Origin of the sequence: Photobacterium sp. GB-56 (assembly GCF_003026105.1) — a bacterium.
GTDB lineage: Bacteria > Pseudomonadota > Gammaproteobacteria > Enterobacterales > Vibrionaceae > Photobacterium.
The window spans coordinates 65,503-90,747 of sequence record NZ_PYNW01000009.1; the positions used below are offsets into that span (position 1 = coordinate 65,503).

Annotated in this window: 20 protein-coding genes; 5 read left to right on the plus strand and 15 right to left on the minus strand. The window is 41.5% G+C overall.

From position 1 onward, the window contains the following. Positions 1 to 441 precede the first annotated feature (441 nt). Together C9J42_RS13450 and dacB are read left to right on the plus strand one after the other, a co-directional pair. Positions 442 to 1,497: a porin gene (locus tag C9J42_RS13450; RefSeq protein WP_107302075.1), complete on the plus strand. Its 1,056-nt coding sequence runs from the start codon at positions 442 to 444 to the stop codon at positions 1,495 to 1,497. A 160-nt stretch (positions 1,498 to 1,657) separates the two neighbouring features. Then, positions 1,658 to 3,061 (plus strand): serine-type D-Ala-D-Ala carboxypeptidase, encoded by a 1,404-nt coding sequence (dacB, locus tag C9J42_RS13455; RefSeq protein WP_107207275.1) that lies wholly within the window; start codon positions 1,658 to 1,660, stop codon positions 3,059 to 3,061. 90 nt (positions 3,062 to 3,151) lie between these two features. Here dacB and C9J42_RS13460 read toward each other — a convergent pair whose 3' ends face one another. From C9J42_RS13460 to murJ, 10 genes are all read right to left on the minus strand, one after another. After that, the gene (locus C9J42_RS13460) at positions 3,152 to 4,000 is read right to left on the minus strand and encodes a magnesium transporter (RefSeq protein ID WP_107302076.1); all 849 of its coding nucleotides are present in this window, start codon (positions 3,998 to 4,000) and stop codon (positions 3,152 to 3,154) included. Positions 4,001 to 4,489: 489 nt separating this feature from the next. After that, the gene (gene carB, locus C9J42_RS13465) at positions 4,490 to 7,708 is read right to left on the minus strand and encodes a carbamoyl-phosphate synthase large subunit (protein ID WP_107207273.1); all 3,219 of its coding nucleotides are present in this window, start codon (positions 7,706 to 7,708) and stop codon (positions 4,490 to 4,492) included. A gap of 17 nt (positions 7,709 to 7,725) precedes the next feature. Next, positions 7,726 to 8,865, minus strand: coding sequence for a glutamine-hydrolyzing carbamoyl-phosphate synthase small subunit (gene carA, locus C9J42_RS13470; protein WP_006646195.1), 1,140 nt, complete (start codon positions 8,863 to 8,865; stop codon positions 7,726 to 7,728). 533 nt (positions 8,866 to 9,398) lie between these two features. Continuing rightward, positions 9,399 to 10,208, minus strand: coding sequence for a 4-hydroxy-tetrahydrodipicolinate reductase (gene dapB, locus C9J42_RS13475; RefSeq protein WP_107207272.1), 810 nt, complete (start codon positions 10,206 to 10,208; stop codon positions 9,399 to 9,401). Between the two features lie 113 nt (positions 10,209 to 10,321). Beyond that, complete coding sequence (ispH, locus tag C9J42_RS13480; protein WP_107260507.1) at positions 10,322 to 11,269, minus strand: 4-hydroxy-3-methylbut-2-enyl diphosphate reductase; 948 nt, start codon at positions 11,267 to 11,269, stop codon at positions 10,322 to 10,324. 12 nt (positions 11,270 to 11,281) lie between these two features. Continuing rightward, positions 11,282 to 11,716, minus strand: coding sequence for an FKBP-type peptidyl-prolyl cis-trans isomerase (gene fkpB, locus C9J42_RS13485; RefSeq protein WP_045083744.1), 435 nt, complete (start codon positions 11,714 to 11,716; stop codon positions 11,282 to 11,284). A gap of 243 nt (positions 11,717 to 11,959) precedes the next feature. Further along, on the minus strand, positions 11,960 to 12,481 hold the full coding sequence (lspA, locus tag C9J42_RS13490) for a signal peptidase II (RefSeq protein WP_107207270.1): 522 nt from the start codon (positions 12,479 to 12,481) through the stop codon (positions 11,960 to 11,962). Then, the gene (gene ileS, locus C9J42_RS13495; protein WP_107207269.1) at positions 12,481 to 15,321 is read right to left on the minus strand and encodes an isoleucine--tRNA ligase; all 2,841 of its coding nucleotides are present in this window, start codon (positions 15,319 to 15,321) and stop codon (positions 12,481 to 12,483) included. Before ileS ends, lspA begins: the two co-directional genes overlap by 1 nt. Positions 15,322 to 15,326: 5 nt before the next feature. Next, positions 15,327 to 16,289, minus strand: a complete 963-nt coding sequence (gene ribF, locus C9J42_RS13500) for a bifunctional riboflavin kinase/FAD synthetase (RefSeq protein ID WP_105059524.1) — start codon at positions 16,287 to 16,289, stop codon at positions 15,327 to 15,329. 155 nt (positions 16,290 to 16,444) lie between these two features. Then, positions 16,445 to 18,004 (minus strand): murein biosynthesis integral membrane protein MurJ, encoded by a 1,560-nt coding sequence (gene murJ / locus C9J42_RS13505; RefSeq protein ID WP_107207268.1) that lies wholly within the window; start codon positions 18,002 to 18,004, stop codon positions 16,445 to 16,447. 208 nt (positions 18,005 to 18,212) lie between these two features. On the opposite strand from murJ, the gene rpsT reads away from it, so the two are divergent. Both rpsT and C9J42_RS13515 read left to right on the plus strand, forming a co-directional pair. After that, entirely contained in the window at positions 18,213 to 18,473 is a 261-nt protein-coding gene (rpsT, locus tag C9J42_RS13510; protein ID WP_087845855.1) for a 30S ribosomal protein S20, read from the plus strand. A gap of 140 nt (positions 18,474 to 18,613) precedes the next feature. Next, positions 18,614 to 19,240, plus strand: a complete 627-nt coding sequence (locus C9J42_RS13515; RefSeq protein ID WP_107207267.1) for a DUF502 domain-containing protein — start codon at positions 18,614 to 18,616, stop codon at positions 19,238 to 19,240. A gap of 74 nt (positions 19,241 to 19,314) precedes the next feature. On the opposite strand, the gene nhaR is transcribed toward C9J42_RS13515, so the two are convergent. From nhaR to nhaA, 3 genes are all read right to left on the minus strand, one after another. Then, on the minus strand, positions 19,315 to 20,202 hold the full coding sequence (nhaR, locus tag C9J42_RS13520) for a transcriptional activator NhaR (RefSeq protein WP_107207266.1): 888 nt from the start codon (positions 20,200 to 20,202) through the stop codon (positions 19,315 to 19,317). A 106-nt stretch (positions 20,203 to 20,308) separates the two neighbouring features. Then, positions 20,309 to 20,563 carry a hypothetical protein gene (locus C9J42_RS13525; protein WP_107207265.1) on the minus strand — a complete coding sequence of 85 codons (255 nt, stop codon included), beginning with the start codon at positions 20,561 to 20,563 and terminating at the stop codon, positions 20,309 to 20,311. Between the two features lies 1 nt (position 20,564). After that, positions 20,565 to 21,734 carry a Na+/H+ antiporter NhaA gene (gene nhaA / locus C9J42_RS13530; RefSeq protein WP_107207264.1) on the minus strand — a complete coding sequence of 390 codons (1,170 nt, stop codon included), beginning with the start codon at positions 21,732 to 21,734 and terminating at the stop codon, positions 20,565 to 20,567. A 520-nt stretch (positions 21,735 to 22,254) separates the two neighbouring features. Here nhaA and C9J42_RS13535 point away from each other — a divergent pair. After that, on the plus strand, positions 22,255 to 23,397 hold the full coding sequence (locus tag C9J42_RS13535) for a Na/Pi symporter (protein WP_107207263.1): 1,143 nt from the start codon (positions 22,255 to 22,257) through the stop codon (positions 23,395 to 23,397). A gap of 99 nt (positions 23,398 to 23,496) precedes the next feature. On the opposite strand, the gene C9J42_RS13540 is transcribed toward C9J42_RS13535, so the two are convergent. Both C9J42_RS13540 and C9J42_RS13545 read right to left on the minus strand, forming a co-directional pair. Next, a complete protein-coding gene (locus C9J42_RS13540) occupies positions 23,497 to 24,348 on the minus strand; it encodes a thymidylate synthase (RefSeq protein ID WP_107260515.1) in 852 nt (283 codons plus the stop codon). Positions 24,349 to 24,437: 89 nt separating this feature from the next. Then, positions 24,438 to 25,241 carry a sulfite exporter TauE/SafE family protein gene (locus C9J42_RS13545; RefSeq protein WP_107207261.1) on the minus strand — a complete coding sequence of 268 codons (804 nt, stop codon included), beginning with the start codon at positions 25,239 to 25,241 and terminating at the stop codon, positions 24,438 to 24,440. Positions 25,242 to 25,245: the final 4 nt, after the last annotated feature.

Genomic DNA, 25,245 nt, shown 5'->3' on the forward strand with positions numbered 1-25,245 from the left:
CCTCGTTACGTCATTAATCTGTTTTTCGTTTTAATAACAGTCAAAAACAATGAATATGCTAAAAATACTATATCAATAATTCATAGTAACAAATCAATAGTTAAAACATTCACCAAAGAAATAAGCCTCTCGCTACCACCTTTTATTCATTGAGAAAAGTTATAATCTCACACTTCAACAATATTTATACAAATATTCACTCAGGCATTTCCCATTGATTACCTAAATACAACTAAAAAATAAAATTAATTTAGAACTTTTATCGATAGACATAACACACTGATTAAATTAACAATAAAAACTAAAAAAAACAAAAAAGACACACTAATGAGGTATTTTTCAGTTTTTTTTACTAACATAAATCAGTAGACACAAGTAAAAAGAACAGCATGCATTTGGCATAGAAATGCAACACATAAAAATTTAAAAAAGGATTCGGTAATGAACAAGCACCTTATTGCTTTAGCAGTAACAGCAGCAACTCTATCTGGCGCAGCATCAGCAGCACAAGTTTATTCAGATGATACATCTTCTCTTGCTATCGGCGGTCGTGTAGAAGCTCGTGCTCTTCTTTCTGAGCAAGCTGAAAATAATGTAGTAGCACCAACACTACAAAAAACACAAAATGAAGTAACTGATATTTCACGTGTACGTGTAAACATTGATGCGAAAACACAAATCGCAGATGGCGTTCAGGGTATTGGTTTCTACGAGCGTGAGTTCAAAGACGACAATTCTGATGACGAAAACCGTTACATGTATGCTGGTGTAAACAGCGACCAATACGGTCAAATTGTTTACGGTAAGGCTGACGGCTCTCTAGGTATGCTAACTGATTTCACTGATATCATGGCATACGCTGGTTCTGTTGTTGGTGGTACTAAGCTAGCAGTAGCTGACCGTACAACTAACAACCTAGCATACGCTGGTACATTTGGTGATCTAACGTTCAAAGCTAACTACGTTTTCGCTGGCGCTGATTATGATACAGCTGGTAACAAAACAGACGTACACGGTTTCTCAACAGGTGCTGTATACAAAGTAGCTGATACAGGTCTTGCACTAGGTGCTGGTTACGGCGAGCAACGTGACCAACTTGGTAACGCGAATACTCACAAAGCACGTTCAGAGCAAACTTTCGCAGTAGCATCTTACACAATGGGCGATCTATACTTCGGTGGCCTATACAAGTCCGGTCGTCGCGACGGTACTAACTTAGTAACTGGCGATGTAACAGATACTCAAGGCTACGAATTCGCAGCAGCGTACACTATGGGTAAAACTGTATTCACGACTACTTACGGCTTCATGAAAGATGAAAACGCTCACAATGTATACGATGAGCTAGCAAATGCAGCTGCAGTTGATGCTACTTACTACTTCAACAGCAACTTCCGTACTTACGCTTCTTACACATTCAACATGCTTAATAAGAACGAAGTAGGTAAAGTTGCAGCATCTGACCAATTCGTTCTAGGTGCTCGTTACGACTTCTAATCCTTGTGATTAAAAGCAACATATAGTGAAACGTCGGCTTCGGTCGGCGTTTTTTATTACTTTTGTGTCAGTTTTAGTCTTTATTTCCTCTCTTTTTTTACCCTCTCTCATATAAACGTTATGATTAAGGCCTATCTCTTAACCAAAATTATGCCTTCACATGTTTAAAAAATTGCTTTGCTCCGCTTTAATGGCAACGACCTTTTCTTCTTTTGCTGCGTTCTTACCTCAGCAAGCTATCGAACACCTGCCCAAAGGGAGTGATGTCGCGCTTCTTATTGTAAACCCAGCCACCAACAAAGTTATATACGATAAACGCGCAGATGAATTACAAGCCCCTGCAAGTACCCAAAAAACGATCACCGCCCTTGCCGCAAAGCTATATCTCGGTAATAACTTCCGCTTTGATACTTACCTTGAAACGAAAGGTAATGATGTCATTTTGAAATTTAATGGCGATCCAACACTTAAACGCAGCGATATTGCCAATTTACTTCGCCAACTAAAACAGCAAGGCATAGCTACGATTAAAGGTAACCTGTACTTAAACGGTGGACATTTTACTGGCTATGAACGTGCTATTGGTTGGCCTTGGGATATTTTAGGCTCTTGCTATAGTGCGCCATCAAGTAGTATCAGCTTAGAGCACAACTGTGTTCAAGGTGCGCTATACAGCAATAAATCTTTGGGTGACGTTACACGCGTAAATGTGCCTAGCCACCAGCCAATTCAAGTAAAAACCTCTGCGATTGTGGTGTCAAAAGCACAGCAAAAAGAGCAGCACTGCCAGCTTTCAATGACATCGAATGATCGTAATATGTATCAAATTAGTGGCTGTATCCAACCTCGTAAACAGCCTCTACCACTTAAATTTGCAGTACAAAACACAACCTTGTATTCAACTGCAGTTATTCAACAAGAGCTTAAGCGTGCAGGGATAAAGTTAAACGGTAAGGTACTTCGTAACGATAAAGTCAGCGGTAAAATCATTGCAACACATCGCTCAGCCCCATTATCAACGCTGCTTGATATTATGCTGAAGCGCTCTGATAACTTATTTGCCGATAACATTGCAAAAACCATTGGTGCCAAGTATTACCACCAAGCCGGTAGTTACACCAATGGCATTGAAGCAATTAAGGCGATACTAAAAGATAAAGCTGGTATCGATCTTTCTGATACCGTGATGGTGGATGGTTCAGGCTTATCGCGTAACAACCGTTTAACAGCAAGTGATTTAATGAAAGTAGTCACTTACATTTATAACCACCCTAAATTAGGTTTAATGAACGATTTACCCGTATCAGGTAAAAGTGGCACGTTACAGTACCGTCGCAGTCTTCGTGATGCTCCGTTAAAAGGTAAGGTTATTGCTAAAAGTGGCTCTTTATTCGGAACTTATAACCTTGCAGGTGTGATTAAGACCCACAACGGTAAACCACTACTCTTTGTACAGCTAGTGACGAATTACTATCCACATATGCATGACGGTAAAAAAGCAGCATTACCGCCTATTTACCAATTTGAAAAGCAACTTTATAGCTCACTGTATAAAAACGACTAAATAAGAGACCTGAGAGATAAAAGCCGCTATTAAATACTTTCAACTAGAAATATTCGAGCAATAGCGGCTTTTTTAATACAAACAATCTTACTAACCGAAGCCTAGCATCCAATTGACTGTCTTGAAGTAAATCACCATCCCCGTGATATCGACCATTGAAGCTAAGACAGGGCTGACTAATACCGCAGGATCGAGATTTAATGATCTCGCTAGCATCGGTAGAACCCCACCAACACTAGTCGAAATAATCACCTGAATAGCAATGGCTATCCCAATCGCAAATGCTATCGAGTCTAGTGCCATTCCTGCAGGTAACACAACATCCCCACTAAAAAAAATCACCCGTCCAATGATCACTACTGCAAGACTCAGCGCGATAATAATCGCAACTCTAAATTCTTTCCAAAGCACCAATAACCAATCTTTTGAGCGTATTTCTTCCATTGCCAATGCTCGCACAACCAGTGTTGCCGCCTGCGAGCCAGCATTCCCACCCGCAGCTGCAATCACCGGCATATAAATCGCAAGTAGGACTAATTGACTCAGGGTATCTTCATAGTGAGAGATAATTAAGCCCGAGACAATTCCCATTAAAGCCAGCCCTACAATCCAACCTATGCGTTCCTTAACATGGTTTAAGACACTATTTTCTAAATAATGCCCGCTCGGTTCAACCTCAGAGCAAATTAACCCTAAACCACTGGCTAGTTGGCGGGCTCGTATGTCCTCTTCTAATTCATCTAAACGATCTAATAAAATTTGCACATGCCGCAATGGGCATTCCTGTAACATAGCTAAAGCCTCTACGACTGGCATTTTTGCCAATAATTGCGCTTGTTCAACTAGATCATATTTTAAAAATGCATTACGTACTGCTAACGCCTCTTTTTGCGCAATATGGGTTGTTGCTGAAAAAGCTGCATAATTCATTACCGCCATGGCGAATCTCCCGATTAGCTGTCTCTCTAGAAAGAGAAGGTAACGACCACCACATTAACATTTGCAATAAACCCTCGCGCACCACATAACAATACAGTCGCGCTGTTGTGGTAAACATAGATTTAAAGCTCATATTATTGATAAGTAAATAAAGAGGAAAATTACAGGAGAGATGTCGAAAATGAATAATTTCAAAAAAGTGGGTTACGAGACATGACTCCGAGCCTAGCAGCACGGAATATACTATTTAATACCGTTACCTAAGCTAATTTTCCAGCTTCATACTCGGGGGATGGTCGGTATTGTTCATTAAAATCTCCAAGAAGAATGTATCGCTTGCTGCGACGCCAGTATCTTACGTTAATAAATCTGAACAGCAACTGATTAAACTAATGATATAAAATTTCAATGAGTTATATGTGATTATGTATTTAACAATAAAAAAGCCGAACGTTAACGTTCGGCTTTTTATTTCGTACTGAGTAATACTTATTTAATACGTGCGTGAAGCTCTTGAATTGAAGACACTGTATTGCGGTCATCTGCAGTATGCGCCATACATGTTGCAAATCCCGCATTTAGAGTTGTGGTGTAGTTAACTTTTTCAGCTAGCGCACCACGACGAAGTACTTTTGAATCTTCAATCGCTTGACGACCCGATGCAGTATTTACAATGTAGGTGTATTCATTATTCTTGATACGGTCAAGAATATGAGGACGACCTTCATGTACTTTGTTCACTAGACGTGGGTTAATACCCGCTTCACCAAGAATAACTGCTGTACCGTGTGTTGCATCTAATTGGTAGCCAAGCTTAATTAGCTTAGAAGCTAAATCAACCACACGTTGCTTATCACCTTCACGAACAGATAATAGCGCACGACCACCTTCAGGGTACTCTTTACCACAACCTAATTCAGCTTTAGCGAATGCTTCGGCAAACGTATTACCGATACCCATAACTTCACCTGTTGAGCGCATTTCAGGGCCTAACAGTGGATCAACACCTGGGAACTTGTTAAACGGTAGGACGACTTCTTTCACGGAATAATACGGTGGAATAATTTCCTTGGTAAAGCCTTGTGATTCAAGTGATTGACCAGCCATTACACGTGCAGCAATTTTCGCCAGCGGTGCACCTGTCGCTTTAGATACGAACGGTACGGTACGTGCAGCACGAGGGTTAACCTCGATAAGGTACACTTCGTTATCTTTTACGGCGAACTGGGTATTCATTAATCCACGAACACCTAATTCAAACGCTAGATTCTTCACCTGCTCACGCATCACATCTTGGATTTCTTGGCTTAGGGTATACGCAGGCAATGAACATGCAGAGTCACCTGAGTGAACACCCGCTTGCTCGATATGCTCCATGATACCGCCAATCACCACTTGCTCACCGTCACAAATCGCGTCAACGTCTACTTCCACCGCATCATCTAAGAAACGATCGAGTAGTACAGGTGATTCATTTGAAACACTTACCGCTTCATTGAAGTAGCGACGTAGATCTTGCTCGTCGTAAACAATTTCCATTGCTCGACCGCCAAGTACATACGATGGACGTACCACTAATGGGTAACCAATGTCACGCGACTTCTCAATCGCTTGCTCCATCGTTGTTACCGTTGCATTTTCTGGTTGCAGTAAACCTAAACGGTCAACGGCTTGTTGGAAACGCTCACGATCTTCTGCGCGGTCAATCGCATCTGGACTTGTACCGATAATTGGCACACCTGCCGCTTCTAGTGCACGAGCGAGTTTCAGTGGTGTTTGACCGCCATACTGAACAATCACACCTTTTGGCTTTTCAACACGTGCGATAGCCAGTACATCTTCAAGTGTTACAGGTTCGAAGTACAGACGATCTGATGTGTCATAGTCAGTTGATACAGTCTCTGGGTTACAGTTAACCATGATAGTTTCATAACCATCTTCACGTAGCGCCAGTGATGCATGAACACAACAGTAGTCAAACTCGATACCTTGACCGATACGGTTTGGACCACCGCCCAGTACCATGATTTTGTCTTTGTCCGTTGGATTTGCTTCACACTCTTCATCGTATGATGAGTACATGTAAGCAGTATCTGATGAGAATTCAGCGGCACACGTATCTACACGCTTGTAGACAGGATGAATGTCAAACTGATCACGTAGTTTACGAATTTCGCCTTCGCTAACACCCAATAATTTAGCAAGACGTGCATCTGCAAAACCTTTGCGCTTAAGCTTACGTAATACGTCAGCATTAAGACCTGCAAAACCGCCAGCTTTCACTTGCTCTTCAAGTTTGATGATTTCTTCAATTTGAACCAAGAACCAACGGTCAATGTTAGTTAGATTGAAGATACCGTCAACCGACATACCCGCACGGAAAGCATCACCGATGTACCAAATACGCTCAGCACCTGCTTCTTTCAGTTCATGTCGGATCTTGCTCATCGCATTTGGATCATCAAGATCAACCATTTCATCAAAGCCGTTCGCGCCAACTTCTAGGCCACGTAGTGCTTTATGTAATGATTCTTGTTGGTTACGGCCAATCGCCATAACCTCACCTACCGACTTCATTTGTGTCGTTAAGCGATCGTTAGCGCCAGCAAATTTCTCGAAGTTAAAGCGAGGAATTTTCGTTACTACGTAATCAATAGTTGGTTCAAATGATGCCGGTGTTGCGCCGCCTGTGATGTCATTCATCAGTTCATCAAGGGTGAAACCAATCGCCAGTTTTGCCGCGATTTTTGCAATCGGGAAACCTGTTGCTTTTGATGCTAATGCCGATGAACGAGATACACGTGGGTTCATCTCGATGATAACCATACGGCCATCTTTCGGGTTAATACCAAACTGGACGTTTGAACCACCGGTTTCAACACCAATTTCGCGCAGTACTGCAAGCGATGCATTACGCATTAATTGGTATTCTTTATCTGTTAGTGTTTGCGCAGGTGCGACTGTGATTGAGTCACCGGTGTGAATACCCATTGGGTCGAAGTTTTCAATTGCACACACAATGATACAGTTGTCGTTCTTATCACGAACCACTTCCATCTCATATTCTTTCCAACCAATCAGTGATTCATCAATCAATAATTCATTGGTTGGTGATAGGTCGATACCGCGCGAACAAATTTCTTCAAATTCTTCTTTGTTGTATGCAATACCGCCACCTGTACCACCCATAGTAAATGACGGGCGAATAATACAAGGGAAGCCAACCATTTCGAGAACTTTGTAAGCTTCTTCCATCGTTGTTGCAGTATCAGCACGAGGACACTCAAGGCCGATGGCTTTCATTGCTTTGTCAAAACGAGAACGGTTTTCAGCTTTATCAATTGCATCCGCTGTTGCACCAATCATCTCAACATTGAATTCTTCTAATACGCCATATTTTTCAAGATCTAACGCACAGTTAAGTGCGGTTTGACCACCCATGGTTGGTAGTACCGCATCAGGGCGCTCTTTAGCAATGATATTACGTACCACTTCCCAGTGAATTGGCTCTATGTAAGTTGCATCAGCCATTTCAGGATCAGTCATGATAGTCGCAGGGTTAGAGTTTACCAGAATAACGCGGTAACCCTCTTCACGAAGTGCTTTACAAGCTTGTGCACCAGAGTAATCGAACTCACAGGCCTGACCGATAACGATCGGTCCAGCACCTAGAATTAGTACACTTTTTATATCAGTACGTTTTGGCATTTCTTACTACTCCCGGCTTAGGCGCTGTGTTTCTTAATTAATTCGATAAAGTGATCAAATAATGGTGCTGCATCATGTGGACCAGGGCTCGCTTCTGGGTGGCCTTGGAAACTGAATGCAGGCTTGTCGGTACGATGAATACCTTGTAGCGAGCCATCAAACAGGGATTTGTGTGTCGCACGTAAATTTTCAGGTAACGTTGCTTCGTCAGCAGCAAAACCGTGGTTCTGGCTGGTGATCATCACAACATCACGATCTAAATCTTTAACAGGGTGGTTAGCACCATGGTGGCCAAACTTCATTTTTACTGTTTTTGCACCACTTGCTAAGGCAAGAATTTGGTGACCTAAACAAATACCAAAGATTGGAATATTTTTATCGAGGAATGTTTTGGTTGCTTCAATCGCGTAAGTACATGGCTCTGGGTCACCAGGACCATTTGATAAGAATACGCCATCTGGATTTAACGCAAGCACGTCTTCTGCTGACGTTTGTGCAGGCACAACTGTTAAGCGACAACCACGGTCAACCAACATACGTAAAATATTACGTTTAGCACCAAAATCATAAGCGACTACATGGTAAGGCAGTTCTTTATCTTCTTGTGCTTCTGGTAAACCATTCTCTAATGTCCAAGAACCTTGCTTCCAGCTGTAAGTTTCGCTTGTTGTCACTTCTTTCGCTAAATCCATGCCTTTCAGACCAGGAAACGCTTTCGCTTGTTCAAGTGCAAAACCTTCATCGATATTGTTACCTGCAACGATACAACCGTTCTGCGCACCTTTTTCACGAAGAATACGGGTTAGCTTGCGAGTATCGATATCAGCGATACCAACGATGTTTTGTGATTTTAGATAGTCAGAAAGAGATTGTTCAGAGCGGAAGTTTGAAGCGATAAGAGGAAGATCACGAATAACCAAACCTTGTGCATGAATTGCCGTGGATTCTTCGTCTTCGGTATTAGTACCGGTATTGCCAATGTGGGGATAAGTAAGGGTAACGATCTGTTGTGAGTAGGAAGGGTCAGTGAGAATTTCCTGATACCCCGTCATCGAAGTATTAAAAACGACTTCACCAACGGCCGAACCATCTGCTCCAATGGACACGCCGCGGAACACAGTCCCATCTTCAAGGACTAATAGCGCAGATTTGCTCAAGACAACCTCCAATTAAATAAAAATGCAATTAAAACAGATAAACTTGCAATTACCCATTCCTTTTCATATCAAAAACCACGTCTTACTGATTTTTGACAAATTGCGCAAATTCTATTGATCTGTTAGCAATCTGTCAACATAAGAGCAGAAATAAATTCAACAAATAACTATCTCAACACAATTAAGTATCCAAAATGCTAAAATAACATGTTTAGTCGTATTTTTTAGTATCAACATCAAATCAAATGAGAACGCAACCGTTTGCAATCAAAACCAAACCATTAACAAATACAAACACCCATCAAAAAAGCCAAAAATGATAACTAAGCAAACACAAATAACCATCTAACAAAAAAAACACAACCAACCATCTATTTTATACAGTAAATAAACCCAGCTCAGTGCGATATTTAACCACCTCAAAAATATACTGATATAACACGAATAAATTCATCTCTATTTGTATTTACAATATTTATTCCCACTTTATTCAGATATAAAAAAACCTGCTTATTAGCAGGTTTTTGTCTCGATTATAATGAATCAAGCCCTAAGACATCTTCCATAGTATAAAAACCAGGCGATTTATCATTGAGCCATACCGCCGCTCTCACCGCACCATTGGCAAATGTCATTCTGTCTGTCGCTTTATGAGTGATCTCCACACGCTCACCGATATCTGCAAACATGGCGGTGTGTTCACCTACTATGTCACCAGCACGAATCGTAGCAAAACCAATCTCATCACGAGTACGCTCACCCGTGATCCCCTCTCGAGCATAAACTGCAACATCACTTAATTTATTGCCCATCGCGCCCGCAATCGCTTCTCCCATCCCAATTGCTGTTCCTGATGGTGCATCCACTTTATGACGATGGTGCGCTTCGATAATTTCAATATCGCAGTAATCGCCCATCACTTTGGCAGCTTTTTCTAACAATTTGAAAACCAGATTAACCCCTACACTATAGTTAGGCGCCATCACGATAGAAATATCACGAGCAGCAAGATCAATTAACTCTCGCTCTTGCTCTGTAAAGCCGGTTGTACCAATTACAATTTTTTTATTATGTTGCTGACAAAACTCAATATTCGCCAATGTTGCGACAGGTGCAGTAAAGTCAATTAACACATCAAAATCATCAAGAGCCTGGTTAAGATCATCAACAATGATCACATTGGCAACACCCGTTCCTGCTAACTCACCAGCATCAGCACCTACTAATGTAGAACCTGCACGCTCAGTCGCGGCACCTAATTCTGCTTTTTCTGATAGTTGTGTTGCTTTTAATAGCTGACGCCCCATTCGGCCAGCAGCTCCGGCTATCGCAATTCTTACCATTGCGTGCTTCTCCCTTGATGAATATATAATTATCTCAATACTGTAGCGGTTTTACAGACGATAAAAAAGCCCCAGCTTTCACTGAGGCTTATTCTGTACAAATCAATATGCTATTAGATATTCTTTACTTGTAACTCTTTAGGTACTTCAAAGAACATGTTTTCTTCACGACCTGAAAGCTCTTCCACTTCAGAGCCTGTTAACTTTTTGATCTGCTCGATAATTTGATTAACGAGTTCTTCTGGCGCTGAAGCCCCCGCAGTCACTCCAACCTTGGTTTTATTTTCAAACCAGCTAGCTTGTATATCTTCAACACAGTCGGTTAAATAACCCGGTGTTCCAAGCTTTTCAGCTAACTCACGTAAACGGTTAGAGTTGGAAGAATTTTTTGAGCCAACCACAATCATTACATCAACCGTTTCAGCCATTTCACGCACAGCATCTTGGCGGTTCTGAGTCGCGTAACAAATATCATCTTTACGTGGCCCTTGGATTTTTGGAAACACTTGGCGCAAGCGATCAATGACATCTGCCGTTTCATCCACAGATAATGTCGTCTGGCTAACATAGTGAAGATTAGTTGGATCTTTAACGATGGAGGTCAGCTTATCGACATCCTCCGGTTTTTCAACAAGGTACATACCACCATCTTGATTAGCATATTGCCCCATTGTACCTTCAACTTCGGGATGTCCTGCGTGTCCAATCAGCACCACTTCCATCGCTTTTCGACTAGCACGAGCCACTTCCATATGTACCTTTGTCACCAATGGACACGTTGCATCAAACACGGTTAATTGACGTTGCTTAGATTCATTACGCACCGCTTGAGAGACACCGTGAGCTGAAAATATAACGATATTGTCATCAGGCACTTCGCTAAGCTCTTCAACAAAAATCGCCCCTCGCTGCTTTAGCCCTTCAACAACAAAACGGTTATGTACGACTTCGTGGCGAACATAAATAGGCGGTTGGTACATTTCCAACGCACGCTCGACAATGCTGATCGCACGATCAACACCAGCACAAAAACCTCGTGGGTTTGCGAGTAAGATTTTCATCAACAATTGCTCTTAACTTTCAATGGAGACAACCTCCACCTCAAAGGTGACAGCTTGCCCTGCAAGTGGATGATTGAAATCAACAGTAACAGAGTCACCCACAACGGCTGTAATTATTCCGGGAATATCATGTCCATCGGGACCTGCAAAGGCGATAATGTTGCCCACTTCAGCAGGAGCATCAGCACCAAATTTAGCTAAATCAAGATGGTGGATATTATCGGGGTTAGGTAAACCAAATGCATCTTCTGGCGATAGTTCAAACGTACCTTTTTCACCAATAGTTAACCCTAATAAACACTTTTCAAAATTGTCAGTTAAACTGCCATCTCCCATGCGAAACATTGCAGGCTTACCTGCGGCATAAGTAGATTCAGCAACCGATCCATCATCAAGTTTAATGGCAAAATGCATCAGCACTTCGCTGTTATCTTTAATCACCGACATAGCACATCCTTTTGTATGATCGCTTATTGATCTAACAACAAGTCGCTCATTTTATTTTAATGTTCCCATTTAACAATAAACCATCGTGCGTATCAACGGACAGGCACTAAGGTTTTACATTTGTACCACTTGATTTGTTAAATCAAGAATAAGACGTCAATATGCACAGATAAAAAAACGCAGCTCATAAAATGAACTGCGTTTAATATTGACGTGTTATTAATACCAGTTAAAGGTAACTAATTACGACTTAGCTTGCTTGTCTGATTTAAAACCATCAAGTATCAACAAAGCCGCACCGACACATATTGCACTATCAGCAATATTAAATGCAGGCCAATGGTAGCTACCATAGTAAAGGTCTAGAAAATCAACCACAAAACCATGATAGATACGATCAAATAAGTTACCTAATGCGCCACCAATAATTAATGCATAAGCAATATTAGCGATTTTATTTGTCGCAGGTGTACGACGCATCCAGTACATTAATAAGCCACAAACACCAAAGGCAATAGCTGCAAATAACCAACGCTGCCAACCACTTGCGTCACTTAAAAAACTAAACGCTGCACCGGTATTGTGCACATAAAGTAAATTAAAAAACGGCAGTACTTCGATCCGGTTTGGCCAGCCATAGCCCATCGTGTCCATCACTAACAGTTTGGTACCATTATCGATGATAAATACCAGAACCGCTAACCATAGCCAACGGATGCCAGATTGTTTAACTGTTAGCGATTGCTTCAGTGCTGTACTTGTCATTATGCAAACTTTCTCTTTTCGCCTTCGCCATCGATGTTAGTTGCACAGCGACCACAAATTTCTTCATGACCTGCAATTGTGCCAACATCAGCAACATGGTGCCAACAACGCTCACACTTCGCAGCTTCAGATGCTTTAACCGTTACGAATAAACCTTCAATATCGGTTTCTTGCGCATTTTCAGGCTTACTATCAGCAACAACAACTTGAGCTTTAGATGTTAATAGAACAAAACGTAGTTCGTCTTCTAACTTATTCAGCTTCTCAGCCAATTTAGCATTAGCAGAAAGAATAACCTCAGCCTGTAGTGAGCCACCAATCACTTTTTCACTGCGCGCCGTTTCAAGTAACTTGTTCACCGCGCCACGAACTTGTTGGATTTCAGCCCAGAATTCATTGCTTAGCTCTTCGTTATCAGCAAGACCAAATAGACCATCGAACCACTCACCAGTAAACACGAACTTGTCACGCTGACCTGGCATTTCGTTCCAAATTTCATCTGCTGTGAATGACATGATAGGTGCCATCCAACGAACTAATGCCTCTACAATGTAGTAAAGCGCAGTCTGACAGCTACGTTGAGCATGGCTTCCACGTTTTGCTGTGTATTGACGATCTTTGATTACATCTAAGTAGAATGAACCCATCTCAATAGAACAGAACTGCATTAAGCGTTGTGTTACTGCGTGTAGGTTGTAATCTTCGTAATCTTTGATAATTTCTTCTTGAGCTGCCATTGCACGGCCAACAGCCCAACGATCAAGAGCTACCATTTCTTCAGCTGGAACACAGTCAGTTTCAGGGTTGAAACCGCTTAAATTAGCTAAGAAGAAACGTGCCGTGTTACGAATACGACGGTAAGCATCGGCAGAGCGCTTTAAGATCTCATCAGATACAGCTACTTCGCCAGTGTAATCAGTCGAAGCAACCCATAGACGTAAAATATCAGCACCAAGCTTATTCGTGACATCTTTTGGTGCAACGACATTACCGATAGATTTAGACATCTTACGGCCTTGACCATCAACCACGAAGCCGTGAGTTAACACTTGCTTGTACGGTGCTTTATCTTTCATCGCTACCGATGAAATCAATGAAGACTGGAACCAACCGCGGTGTTGGTCTGAACCTTCAAGGTAAAGATCCGCTGAATGACCGTTAAATTCTGGACGGCTATCAACCACTGAGAAATGCGTAACACCTGAGTCAAACCATACATCTAGTGTATCGAGTACTTTTTCGTAATTTGCGGCATCTTCTGCGCTCATTACATCAGTCAGTTCTAGATCCCACCAAGCTTGAATGCCTTTTTGCTCAACAAGCTGTGCTACTTTTTCAATTAGCTCAGAGGTTTGAGGGTGAAGTTCTTGCGTCTCTTTATGGATGAATAGTGCAATTGGCACGCCCCACGTACGCTGGCGCGAGATACACCACTCAGGACGACCTTCGATCATACCTTCAATACGGCTTTGACCCCACTCAGGCATCCATTGAACATTTTTGATTTCGCCCAATGCTTTCGTACGTAGACCTGCTTTGTCCATAGAAATGAACCATTGCGGCGTAGCACGGAAGATAATTGGCGTTTTATGACGCCAGCAGTGTGGGTAGCTGTGTGTGATTTTTGAGAAATTCAATAGTGAGCCGTGCTCACGTAGTACTTCAACAACAGCTTCATTTGCTTTAAATACGTGTTGACCAGCAAAGATCTCAGTATCTGGTAGGTAAACACCATTACTGCCCACAGGGTTTGCAATTTCAAGATTGTATTTTTGACCTACCACGAAGTCTTCTTGACCGTGACCAGGAGCGGTATGTACACAACCTGTACCTGATTCAGTCGTTACGTGATCACCTAAAATTACTGGCACATCAAAGCTGTAGAATGGGTGGTTAAAGCGAAGTAGCTCAAGCTCTTCACCTTTACAGAAACCCAGGATTTCTGATTCTTCAAAACCAACACGACCCATTACATCTTTTACAAGCTCTGCCGCTACGATTAAACGTTGCGGCTGAGGATGTGCTTCTGTAACTGGTGTTTGTACTAATGCGTACTCAAGATCAGCACTTACAGCTACTGCGCGGTTAGCAGGCATTGTCCAAGGCGTTGTTGTCCAAATAACAATCGATACATCGCCTTGACCTTGATCAGCCACACAACCAAATTTAGCTAATACAGCCGCTTCATCTACCGCTTTAAATTTCACATCGATAGATAGCGATACTTTATCTTGGTATTCAACTTCAGCTTCAGCCAGTGCTGAACCACAGTCAGTACACCAGTGAACAGGTTTAAAACCCTTCAACAAGTGATCGTTATCTGCAATTTTACCTAATGCACGAATAATGTTGGCTTCGGTATCGAAGTCCATTGTGCGGTAAGGCTTGTCCCATTCACCTAGTACACCTAAACGAATGAAACTTTCTTTTTGACCATTAACTTGACCTGCAGCATATTCACGACACTTTTCACGGAATTCAGCTGCTGTCACTTTTTGACCCGGCTTACCCACTTTTTTCTCTACCATCAATTCGATAGGTAGACCGTGACAGTCCCAACCAGGAATATACGGTGAGTCAAAACCAGACAGAGTCTTTGACTTAATAATAATGTCTTTAAGAATCTTGTTTAGTGCGTGACCAATGTGAATATCACCGTTAGCGTATGGAGGGCCATCGTGTAATACGAAAGATTTTTTACCTTTCTTTGCTTTACGGATTTCACCGTAAAGATCTTCATCATACCAACGCTTAAGCATTGCAGGCTCACGCTGAGCTAGGTTGCCTCGCATCGGAAACCCTGTTTCAGGCAGGTTCAGGGTATCTTTATAGTCGCTCATTGATTCTAGATTCCGTTACTTGGGCGAAGTTGGACATTATTACGCTCAGACAGCCACACCCGTGCTGTTTGAGCATCTCGCTCGATTTGGCGTTTAAGCGCATCGAAGGATTCAAATTTCTTTTCGTCACGCAATTTATGGCGTAACACGACTTCTAGCTGATGTCCGTAGAGATCAGCATTAAAATCAAATAAGTGTACTTCAAGTTGTTGGCGTACACCTTTTACGGTTGGTCGATGACCAACATTAGCCACCCCCATCACAGGGCGACTATCTGCACCATACACTTCAACAGCATAAACACCAGCTACCGGCGCTACACGTCGCTTTAAAGGTATATTGGCGGTAGGGAAATTAATAGTTCGACCGAGCTTGCGTCCGTGTGAGACACGTCCGCGAATACTGTAAGGCCGACCAAGCATCATCTCCGCTTGTTCAAGTTCGTTATTTGCCAGTGCTTGACGAATGGCTGTGCTGCTTACACGCTGCTCCGAAACACAAAAGCTTTGGGTACTTACCACCTCAAAGCCATGTTTTAGACCAGCGGCAACTAACATATCAAAACTGCCACTACGACCTTGTCCAAAGCGAAAATCATCGCCAATAACAAGAAACTTAACACCCAATTGCTTAACCAACAAGCACTCAACGAAATCTTCAGCACTCATGGTAGCAAAATGATGATTAAAATTTACGCACAATAAACGATCGATACCGACCTTTTTTAGCTGTAAATATTTATCTCTAAAACGGGTTAAGCGTGCTGGCGCTTTATCTCCTGCAAACAATTCTAACGGCTGAGGCTCAAATGTCATTACCGTTGCGGAAAGTTGCATCGCATGGGCTTTAGCTACCACTTGACGTAGCAATGCTTGATGCCCTAAATGAACACCATCAAAGTTGCCGATAGTCAACACACAGCCATGATGCTGGGGTTGAATATTATGTATACCTCGAATTAATTCCATGTGCTCTGTTACTTACCACTCATCAATGTTTACACGCAAAAAGATGCAACCAATTAAAATCCGCCTTTAAGCTAATAACTCCGCCGCTATTGCTGCGAAAAATGTTCTCTTTCTACAATAAAGCTGGCGGATTATATACTACTCAACGCTTTCAATCAGCTATCTGTACGCAGATGTCGTGGGCGAATGCCTAAAATCATCGCAATTATTAGATAAACACCAATGCCTATTGCAATTAAACCAAACAACCAGCCGACACGTTCGAGCAAATGAAAACCCAACCACTGTTCAATTGTAGGGCTTAACCATAACAAGCTTGCCACCATTAAAACACCAGCCACAGCAAGTCGCAGAACAAAAAATAACGTTTGACGGCTAATGCGATAAATATTGCCAACATGCAGCCCACGATATAGTAATGCAGCATTTAAAAATGCCGATAATACACTAGCGATAGATAAACCAACATAACCATAAAATGGTGCAAATATACCGTTAAACACCATATTGCTCACCATCGCAATAATGCCAATTTTCACCGGTGTTTTTGTATCTTGTCGTGCGTAATAACCCGGCGCGAAGATTTTTATTAGCATGTAATTTAATAAACCGGCAGATACAACCCATAGCGATGCTGCGGTTTGGTTTACATCATAAACGCTAAATTCCCCACGCATAAACATTACCATCAACATTGGTTTAGCCAGTGTGACCATCCCCAGCATGGCTGGAATACCAAGCAGTAGCACCATTCTTACGCCCCAGTCCATTGTCTGGGCAAATTGTTCTGGCGATTTATCAACGTGTTTACGTGAAAGCGCGGGTAATATTACCGTCGCTATTGCAATACCAAATAAACCCAGAGGAAATTCTAATAAACGATCAGAGTAATACAACCAACTGATTGAGCCCGTCATTAAGAAACTAGCAATGAAGGTATCAAGCAATAAGTTAATTTGGGTAACAGAAACACCAAACAGCGCTGGCAACATCAGTTTGCGAATTTTTGTCACACCCGGATCATTCCAACCCCATTTAGGGCGAACTAAATATCCTTCGCGATACAAAAATGGCAATTGGAAGCTAAACTGCACTAAGCCACCAACGAAAACACCGATAGCTAAACCAATCTCTGGTTGAGCCAGATGTGGAGAAACAAACCACGCACAACCAATAATAGAGATGTTTAAAAAAACAGGGGTAAATGACGATATCGCAAATTTACCTAACGTATTTAATATCGCGCCAGATAATGCAACAAAAGTAATAAACCACAAATACGGGAAAGTAATTTTTAGCAGTAAACTCGCTAGTTCAAATTTTTCCGCATCAGCCCCGCCATGTAGCCAATCCCAGAACCAACCAAATCCGAATAACGCCGTCACAGCGCCGGAGCCTAACACCCCAAACAATGTCACTATCGTTACAATGCCGCCTAGCGTTCCTGCCGCTTTTGCAATCAACTCTCGTGTTCGATCAACATCGCCTGCCGCATGATATTCAGTCAATACAGGTACAAATGCTTGCGAAAAAGCCCCTTCGGCAAAAAGGCGACGTAAAAAGTTGGGAATTTTATTTGCAAAGAAAAAAACATCGGCCGCAGCCCCTGCTCCCATAAGGTTAGCAACCACCACATCTCGGACTAAACCGAGTACGCGAGAGACCAAAGTCATGGCGCTAACTATCATTCCAGAGCGTAAAAGACGCTTACTCACAAAAAAACCTCATAAAAGATGACTCAGAAAGGTGACTTCTGATTCCAAATACTGGTAAAATCTGCCGCCATATTAACCGTGTTAATCCGCAAGTGCCAACTTGATTGGTCTGGCGGTTATTCGCACAAATCATTTGACAATTACAAAGAACCAAGGCATAGTCCTCGGCCTTAAATTGTCACCGTACCAAGATTTGGGAGTTACACCCTTGGCAAATATCAAATCTGCTAAGAAACGTGCACTAACTTCAGAAAAACGTCGCCAGCACAACGCTAGCCGTCGTTCTATGATGCGCACTTTCTTCAAGAAAGTAATTATCGCTATTGAAGCTGGTAATAAAGAAGCTGCAACACAAGCTTTCGCTGAAATGCAACCTGTTATGGATCGCATGGCTACTAAAGGCCTGATCCACAAAAACAAAGCTGCACGTCATAAAGCTCGTCTAGCTGCTAAAATCAAAGCTCTTTAATTTTTAATTTTTGAGTTTAGATTTAAAAAAACCGACCTCGAGTCGGTTTTTTTATACCTGAAATTTATATTCCTCTGACTCTCAGCTGCTATTTTTGTGGCACACTGTCTTCTCATTCTTATCTTCATTAAGAGCAAAACATGAAAAAAACGTTGTTACGAGGTTTGCTCAACGTCCTACCTTTAGTCTTGAGCATATGGCTATTTTGGTCATTATTTGAGTCATTAGACAAAGTCGGTAACTTTTTATTTGGTTTATTCCATATAACTGAGTTATTCAAAGGCGCAGGATTTTTATTGATCCTGACTTTATTATTTATTGCTGGTCTTCTTTTCTCTGTTAGCCCTATTGCTTGGCTGTATGATTTCATTATTCGACAATTAATGCGTTTTCCGTTCTTTAAAACGGTATACAGCAGCATCAATGACATTGCCTCACTCATCAGCAGCGATAATAAAAATAAAGGGCAGCAGACGGTTTTAGTGCATCAAGCCAATGATAGTTATGTAATCGGCTTTATTATGTCTGACGACATGCCAGAACCGCTCGCTAATGCGCTCCCTGAGGGGGATTGGGTTCCTGTATTATTCCCACTAAGCTATCAAATTGCTGGAGTGACAACCTTGGTTAAGCGTGAAGACTTGACACTTGTTGATTGGTCCTTCGAAGAAGCGATGCGCTACAATCTAACAGCAGGGATCTCTACACCCAAAGGAAAAAATGATAAAAACACCAAAGAAGAAACAGACACGCTTTCTGATAGCTGATAAATAAGCCCCTCATAAGCGCGCTATCCATCAGCCTGCAACTTTAGTAGCCTCATAAATGGGTATGAGGCTACTTAAACAAATAACCGACTAAAATCCGCCTCACAGATACGCGTGACCGATGGATGCATAATCATCCGTTCCGCAAAAATCACATAATACTCTTCTGAAATATCACTCACTCGTTTAACCTCATGCACTTGGCACGATTCCTTTAACTCATCAGCATAATTAGAGGGAGCAATAAACATAGATTGTTGATAAGATGAAAACGCTTTCATCAGAGCTGAATCATCAAATTCACCTAAAATATTAGGTGTGATCCCTTGTTGATCAAACCATTGGTGCAGTTTTCTCCCCATCGCAGAGCGGCGGCTTGGCACTAACAATTTATAATCTTCAATACATGCGGGAAACGTCGATTCTGATAGTTTATCTGAGCAGAAAAAGCTCATTCCAGACTCCCCTAATTTCTTGCTGTATAAACCAGGGCTTTGGGTTGAATCTACGGGGCAATCAGAAAGGATCATATCGAGCTTATGCTGGGATAATTGTTCTAACAACATCTCATGGGTTGATTCAAAACAGCTAAAATGAATTCGCTGATCATCAGGCATGCCTTCTAATAACACTTGGCTAACTAACCGTTTAGACAACGCATCAGCAACCCCTACTTCAAAAAGCTGATTATCTCGCTGGGTATAGTTGATCCGATCTAGCATTTGATAACTTAAATCAAACATTTTATCGGCATACTTAAACACCATTTGTCCTAATTCAGTTGGCTCAATCTGACGCCCTACGCGCTTAGTTAATCGCCCTTTTAAACGATCTTCTAAAGCACGGATCTGCCCAGTAACTGTCTGTGGTGCCAAAAATAAAGCATCCGCTGCTTTGGTCACAGATCCTTGTTTACACACCATCCAAAAATAATATAAGTGATTATAGTTTAAGTGAGACATACCCTTACCAACCCATAAAAAAACCCCAACGACAAAGCTTACGCAGTGCCACTGGGGTCTTCAATCTTTATCTTATTATTTCTAATAAGCGCGTAATAGAAACCTATTAACTCGCAGGTTGACGATTAAATCGTTCAAGATTGCGATATAGCTCACCGCTTCGCTGCTCAAGTGCTCGATCTTGGAAAGATGATTTAGAGGTGATTACTTTTTTTACCTCTTCTTTCCCATCATTTAAACCTTGCAAATAAGCCTGACAAACCTCAGTTCTATCAGCCGTTGTACATTGTTGATAGTTCATAGCTGCAACACTTGAGGTTGCGAAAGTTGAAAACAGTATAGCTAATAGGTATTTATACATATTACGCCTCTACTTTTTGTGCTTCCTTTGGAAGAGAGCGACTCAGTAACACGTAACCCACAACTGCCGCTACTGTTGAGCCTAACAATATTCCTAATCGTGAGTAAGTTGCAAAACTTTCACCTGCCCCAACAAATGCTAATGATGAGATGAAAATCGACATCGTAAAGCCGATACCACACAGTACCGATACCGCAAAAATATGCTTAAAGTTAATATCATCAGGTAATTTCGCAAAACCACATTTCACAGCGATAATACATGCAGTAAAGATACCTAATGGTTTACCAATAAACAGACCTGCTGCGATACCTGCAGGTAACATTGCTGACAAACTTTCTAAAGACACGCCATCTAATGAGATCCCTGCATTAGCGAAAGCAAAGATAGGCAGAATCAAGAAAGCAACATACGGGTGTAGTACATGCTCTAAATGCTTCAATGGTGAGTGTTTATCTGAACGACCATCTTTGCCCGTTAGTGGAATAGTAAAACCAAGGATAACACCAGCTAACGTAGCGTGAACGCCTGATTGCAATACACTGAACCACAAAATAGCACCGACAATTAAGTACCAAGAAAGCTTAGTAACATTCTTCGCATTCATGATGAACAAGGTCGCAGTAGCAACAAAAGCAACCGCAAGAGCAACCGTTGATAGATCAGAGCTATAGAACAGCGCGATAATGATAATCACACCTAAATCATCAATAATCGCAAGTGCAAGCAAGAATACTTTCAAGCTTACCGGTACACGATTACCCAGTAGTGCCATCACACCTAATGCAAATGCGATATCTGTCGCAGCAGGGATTGCCCAACCTTTAATAGCCATTGGATCATTATAGTTAAACGCAACATAAATTAATGCAGGTGCAACCATACCGCCCACTGCCGCAATAGCAGGGAAAATCGCTTTCTCTTTAGTATTTAGTGCTCCTTCAATTAGCTCACGCTTTACTTCTAAGCCAATAAGCAAAAAGAAAACAGCCATTAAACCATCATTGATCCAATGAGAAACAGATAAGCCAGCAACATAACTGTGCAATGTATCGGTATACACTGATGCTAGCGGTGAATTAGCAATGATCATCGCAATAAGCGCAGCAATAATCAGCACAATTCCACCAGCTGATTCTAATTTAAGAAACTTACGAATAGCATCGGTCATCGACCGTCACTCCTATAAAACAATATGAATTAATCAATTAAATGCAGTGTAAACGTCATTATCAGCACTTGTGAAATCGTTTGTTTAGATACAATAACTCGGAAATACCGAATAATTAGAGCTATAACAATATAATAACCGTGCTGTATTAACGAACCTTTGACATTAGCGCGCATTTCCCTGTCATGTGCTTCCCTATTAAATATAGGCAAACTGTCATAATTGACCGATTTTTACGACTTATCGTAAAAAAAGACAACCTTTCGATATACCATATAAAAAAAAAACTTAAATTTCCTTTTTCACCAAAAGCCTCTTAATAATCTATATATAACAGATAGTTAATCATATAAAAACAAAAATAAAATAGTGCCAGTTAATCGCTTGCCATCACAAAAAAGCGACAAATTATGTTTGTGACAATCAGTGTAATATTTCTGAAATAAAAGCCATCTACTATCCACACAGATTTCAACCAAATGACACCAAAACGACATACTATTGTCATGGAGAAATGATTATGACAACCCAAGCCACTACTGCTGTATCTAAGTTCAGCTCTATGCGTTGGGTCCGCTGGGCCAACCTAGCGTTCATGCTTTATCTTTTACTTGTTGCTGTATCCATGATCAGCAGCGGTTTTAAATGGTCTGTTGGCGAACAAGCTAAAACCTTATTCGAATTTGCCTCTCACCCTGTAGCAGGACTCATGATTGGCTTAATCGCAACAGCATTAATTCAGTCATCAAGTACGGTAACGTCAATCATTGTTGGTCTTGTTGCCGGTGGTTTGCCTGTTGAAACAGCAATCCCAATGGTAATGGGTGCAAATATTGGTACTACACTAACTAATACGTTAGTGAGCTTAGGACATGCGCGTTGTAAGGATGAATTCCGTCGTGCTTTTGCCAGTGCAACCGTCCATGATTTCTTCAACCTACTAGCTGTAGCAATTTTCTTGCCACTAGAGATGATGTTTGGTCTGCTAGATAAAATGTCTAGTTGGTTAGTGTCTCCATTCTTAAATGCTGGCGATATGAGCATGAAGGGAATGGACTTTATGAAGCCATTAACTAAACCTGCAGTAGAGCTAGTAAAAGGTCCTCTAGAAGCATTTGGTTCTATGGGTGGTGTCGCGCTTAGCTTCATTGGTATCGCATTAATCTTCTTCGCGATTACGGTTATGGGTAAGCTAATGCGTAGCCTAATGGTTGGTCGTGCTCGTGATATTCTAAAAAGTGCAATTGGTCGAGGCCCACTGCATGGTATTGCGTCAGGTACAGCAGTAACGATTTTAGTGCAATCGTCATCAACAACAACAAGTTTGATGGTACCGCTAGTAGGTACAGGTGTACTAAAAGTACGTGATGTATACCCATTCACACTTGGTGCAAACATCGGTACATGTATTACTGCGCTATTAGCAGCAACAGCAGTATCAGGTGATAACGCAGTATTTGCATTACAGATTGCACTGGTACACTTATGTTTCAATGTAATGGCAACAGTACTGATTTACGGTGTTCCATTCTTACGTGAAATTCCGTTAAAGTGCGCATTCTTCTTAAGTGACTTAGCAACTAAAAACAAAGTAGCTGTCGCAGGTTACCTTGTCTTAATATTCATTGCTATCCCAGGTACAATTTTAGCATTAACTGCTTAATTAATACTGCGCAACAAAAAAGCCCAGCTTATGCTGGGCTTTTTATTTATTTCTTATCACTTTGATTATATTTACTTTTTCATATATGTTTTTATGAGTTCAAACAGAGAATGGGTATTGAATCGGATCGTGATGCTCATAACCCACCACGTCAAAATCATCTAGCGTTACCCATGTTTCTAAATCTTCTAATGATTTGATCTTCGGGTTGATTTTAAGTTGTGGTGAAGAAAATGGAGTACGCTTTAATTGCACATCACGCATAAGCTCTAGTTGATCTTCGTAGATATGTGCGTTGATAATTTTATGGTAAGCCTGACCCGCTTTATTACCTGTTATTTGCGCCATTAACGCTAGCAAGGTAAACACTTGTACTTGGTTGAAGTTTAACCCTAGCGGTACATCACATGAGCGTTGATAGCTCGTTAAATATAACGTATCACCCAGTAGTGAAAATGTATGTGTATGCATACAAGGACGCAGACACCCCATATCAAACTCACCTGGGTTATAAAACGTTAATATTTCACCGCGATTATCAATACCTTTGGTTAAATCATCGACAATCATCTTTAATTGATCAATTGGCGTACCGTCTGATTTTTGCCAACGACGACCTTGAACACCATAAACACGCCCCATGTCATCTTCACCTTTACGATAAGGATTGTTCAGCCATGCTTGGTTATCATTGGCATTAGCATTCCAAGTGTTACAACCAATCGCACGAAATTGCGCGGCATTATCATAGCCACGTAAGTAGCCGAGAAGCTCTGCAATTGCTGCTTTCCAGAAACTTTTACGAGTAGTGATCAACGGAAACTGATTATTAGCAACATCATAAGTCAGATCAGCATTGATAACCGTTAAACAACGCTTACCTGTACGTTCATTTTCAATCCATACACCGTCATCAACAATGCGTTGGCATAAGGCTAAATATTGTTTCATAGTCCTACTCGTAAATTGAATACGCCCAGCAAAAGCTAGGCGCGAAAATTAGTAATCGTTATTCTATCAGAAGCCTGTTGGCCTTACTGTTAACTTAAAAACATTTTTATACTGATCAATAACAATAACACCGCAAATAGCTTTTTCAGTGTCGGGGTCGGTAGTCGACTCACTAACGCCGCGCCGTAACGAGTTGCGATCATCGATGTTGCAGCAATACCGAATAAAGCTGGTAGATATACATAACCTGCACTAAACGCTGGTAACGCTTCACTGCCAACACCTGCGTAAATAAAGCCAATCATTCCAGAAACAGCAATTAAGAAACCAACGAGCGAAGAGGTACCGATGGCACGTCGCATCTCAATACCATAATAACTTAAATACGGTACTGTTAATGATCCTCCACCAATGCCAGCAAGACTTGAGATCAAACCAATGATGCCACCACTTGCTATACATGCGAGTGAGTTTGGCAGAGGCTTCTTGTTTATCACTTTCATTGAGAGCAACATCTGAATTGCTAAGCATAATACGATGACAGCAAAAATTTTAGGTAAGTAATGTGAAGGGATGATCTCAGCAACAACACTCCCTCCCAATCCACCAACAATGATCCCTGGCGCTAATATTTTCACCACTGAAAAATCAATATTTCCAAGCTTAAAGTGATTACGGGCTGAGGCCATTGACGTCATAACAATACTGGCAAGTGAGGTCGCTAACGCAATATGCATCACAAGATGCGATGCAATGCCGGCTTTCGGTAATAACCAAACTAGAGCAGGTACAACCAATAAGCCTCCGCCAATGCCTAATAAACCAGCCAATAATCCGACGACAGATCCCAATAGCAAACACATGCTAAATAGCCAAAGTGTTGTTTCATACATAATA

Excerpts from the sequence above, each read along its gene's own strand:
- C9J42_RS13450 (WP_107302075.1), top strand. The coding sequence starts at position 442 with ATGAACAAGCACCTTATTGCTTTAGCAGTAACAGCAGCAACTCTATCT.
- dacB (WP_107207275.1), top strand. The coding sequence starts at position 1,658 with ATGTTTAAAAAATTGCTTTGCTCCGCTTTAATGGCAACGACCTTTTCT.
- C9J42_RS13460 (WP_107302076.1), bottom strand. The coding sequence starts at position 4,000 with ATGGCGGTAATGAATTATGCAGCTTTTTCAGCAACAACCCATATTGCG.
- carB (WP_107207273.1), bottom strand. The coding sequence starts at position 7,708 with ATGCCAAAACGTACTGATATAAAAAGTGTACTAATTCTAGGTGCTGGA.
- dapB (WP_107207272.1), bottom strand. The coding sequence starts at position 10,208 with ATGGTAAGAATTGCGATAGCCGGAGCTGCTGGCCGAATGGGGCGTCAG.
- ispH (WP_107260507.1), bottom strand. The coding sequence starts at position 11,269 with ATGAAAATCTTACTCGCAAACCCACGAGGTTTTTGTGCTGGTGTTGAT.
- fkpB (WP_045083744.1), bottom strand. The coding sequence starts at position 11,716 with ATGTCGGTGATTAAAGATAACAGCGAAGTGCTGATGCATTTTGCCATT.
- lspA (WP_107207270.1), bottom strand. The coding sequence starts at position 12,481 with ATGACAAGTACAGCACTGAAGCAATCGCTAACAGTTAAACAATCTGGC.
- ileS (WP_107207269.1), bottom strand. The coding sequence starts at position 15,321 with ATGAGCGACTATAAAGATACCCTGAACCTGCCTGAAACAGGGTTTCCG.
- ribF (WP_105059524.1), bottom strand. The coding sequence starts at position 16,289 with ATGGAATTAATTCGAGGTATACATAATATTCAACCCCAGCATCATGGC.
- C9J42_RS13515 (WP_107207267.1), top strand. The coding sequence starts at position 18,614 with ATGAAAAAAACGTTGTTACGAGGTTTGCTCAACGTCCTACCTTTAGTC.
- nhaR (WP_107207266.1), bottom strand. The coding sequence starts at position 20,202 with ATGTCTCACTTAAACTATAATCACTTATATTATTTTTGGATGGTGTGT.
- C9J42_RS13525 (WP_107207265.1), bottom strand. The coding sequence starts at position 20,563 with ATGTATAAATACCTATTAGCTATACTGTTTTCAACTTTCGCAACCTCA.
- nhaA (WP_107207264.1), bottom strand. The coding sequence starts at position 21,734 with ATGACCGATGCTATTCGTAAGTTTCTTAAATTAGAATCAGCTGGTGGA.
- C9J42_RS13535 (WP_107207263.1), top strand. The coding sequence starts at position 22,255 with ATGACAACCCAAGCCACTACTGCTGTATCTAAGTTCAGCTCTATGCGT.
- C9J42_RS13540 (WP_107260515.1), bottom strand. The coding sequence starts at position 24,348 with ATGAAACAATATTTAGCCTTATGCCAACGCATTGTTGATGACGGTGTA.
- C9J42_RS13545 (WP_107207261.1), bottom strand. The coding sequence starts at position 25,241 with ATGTATGAAACAACACTTTGGCTATTTAGCATGTGTTTGCTATTGGGA.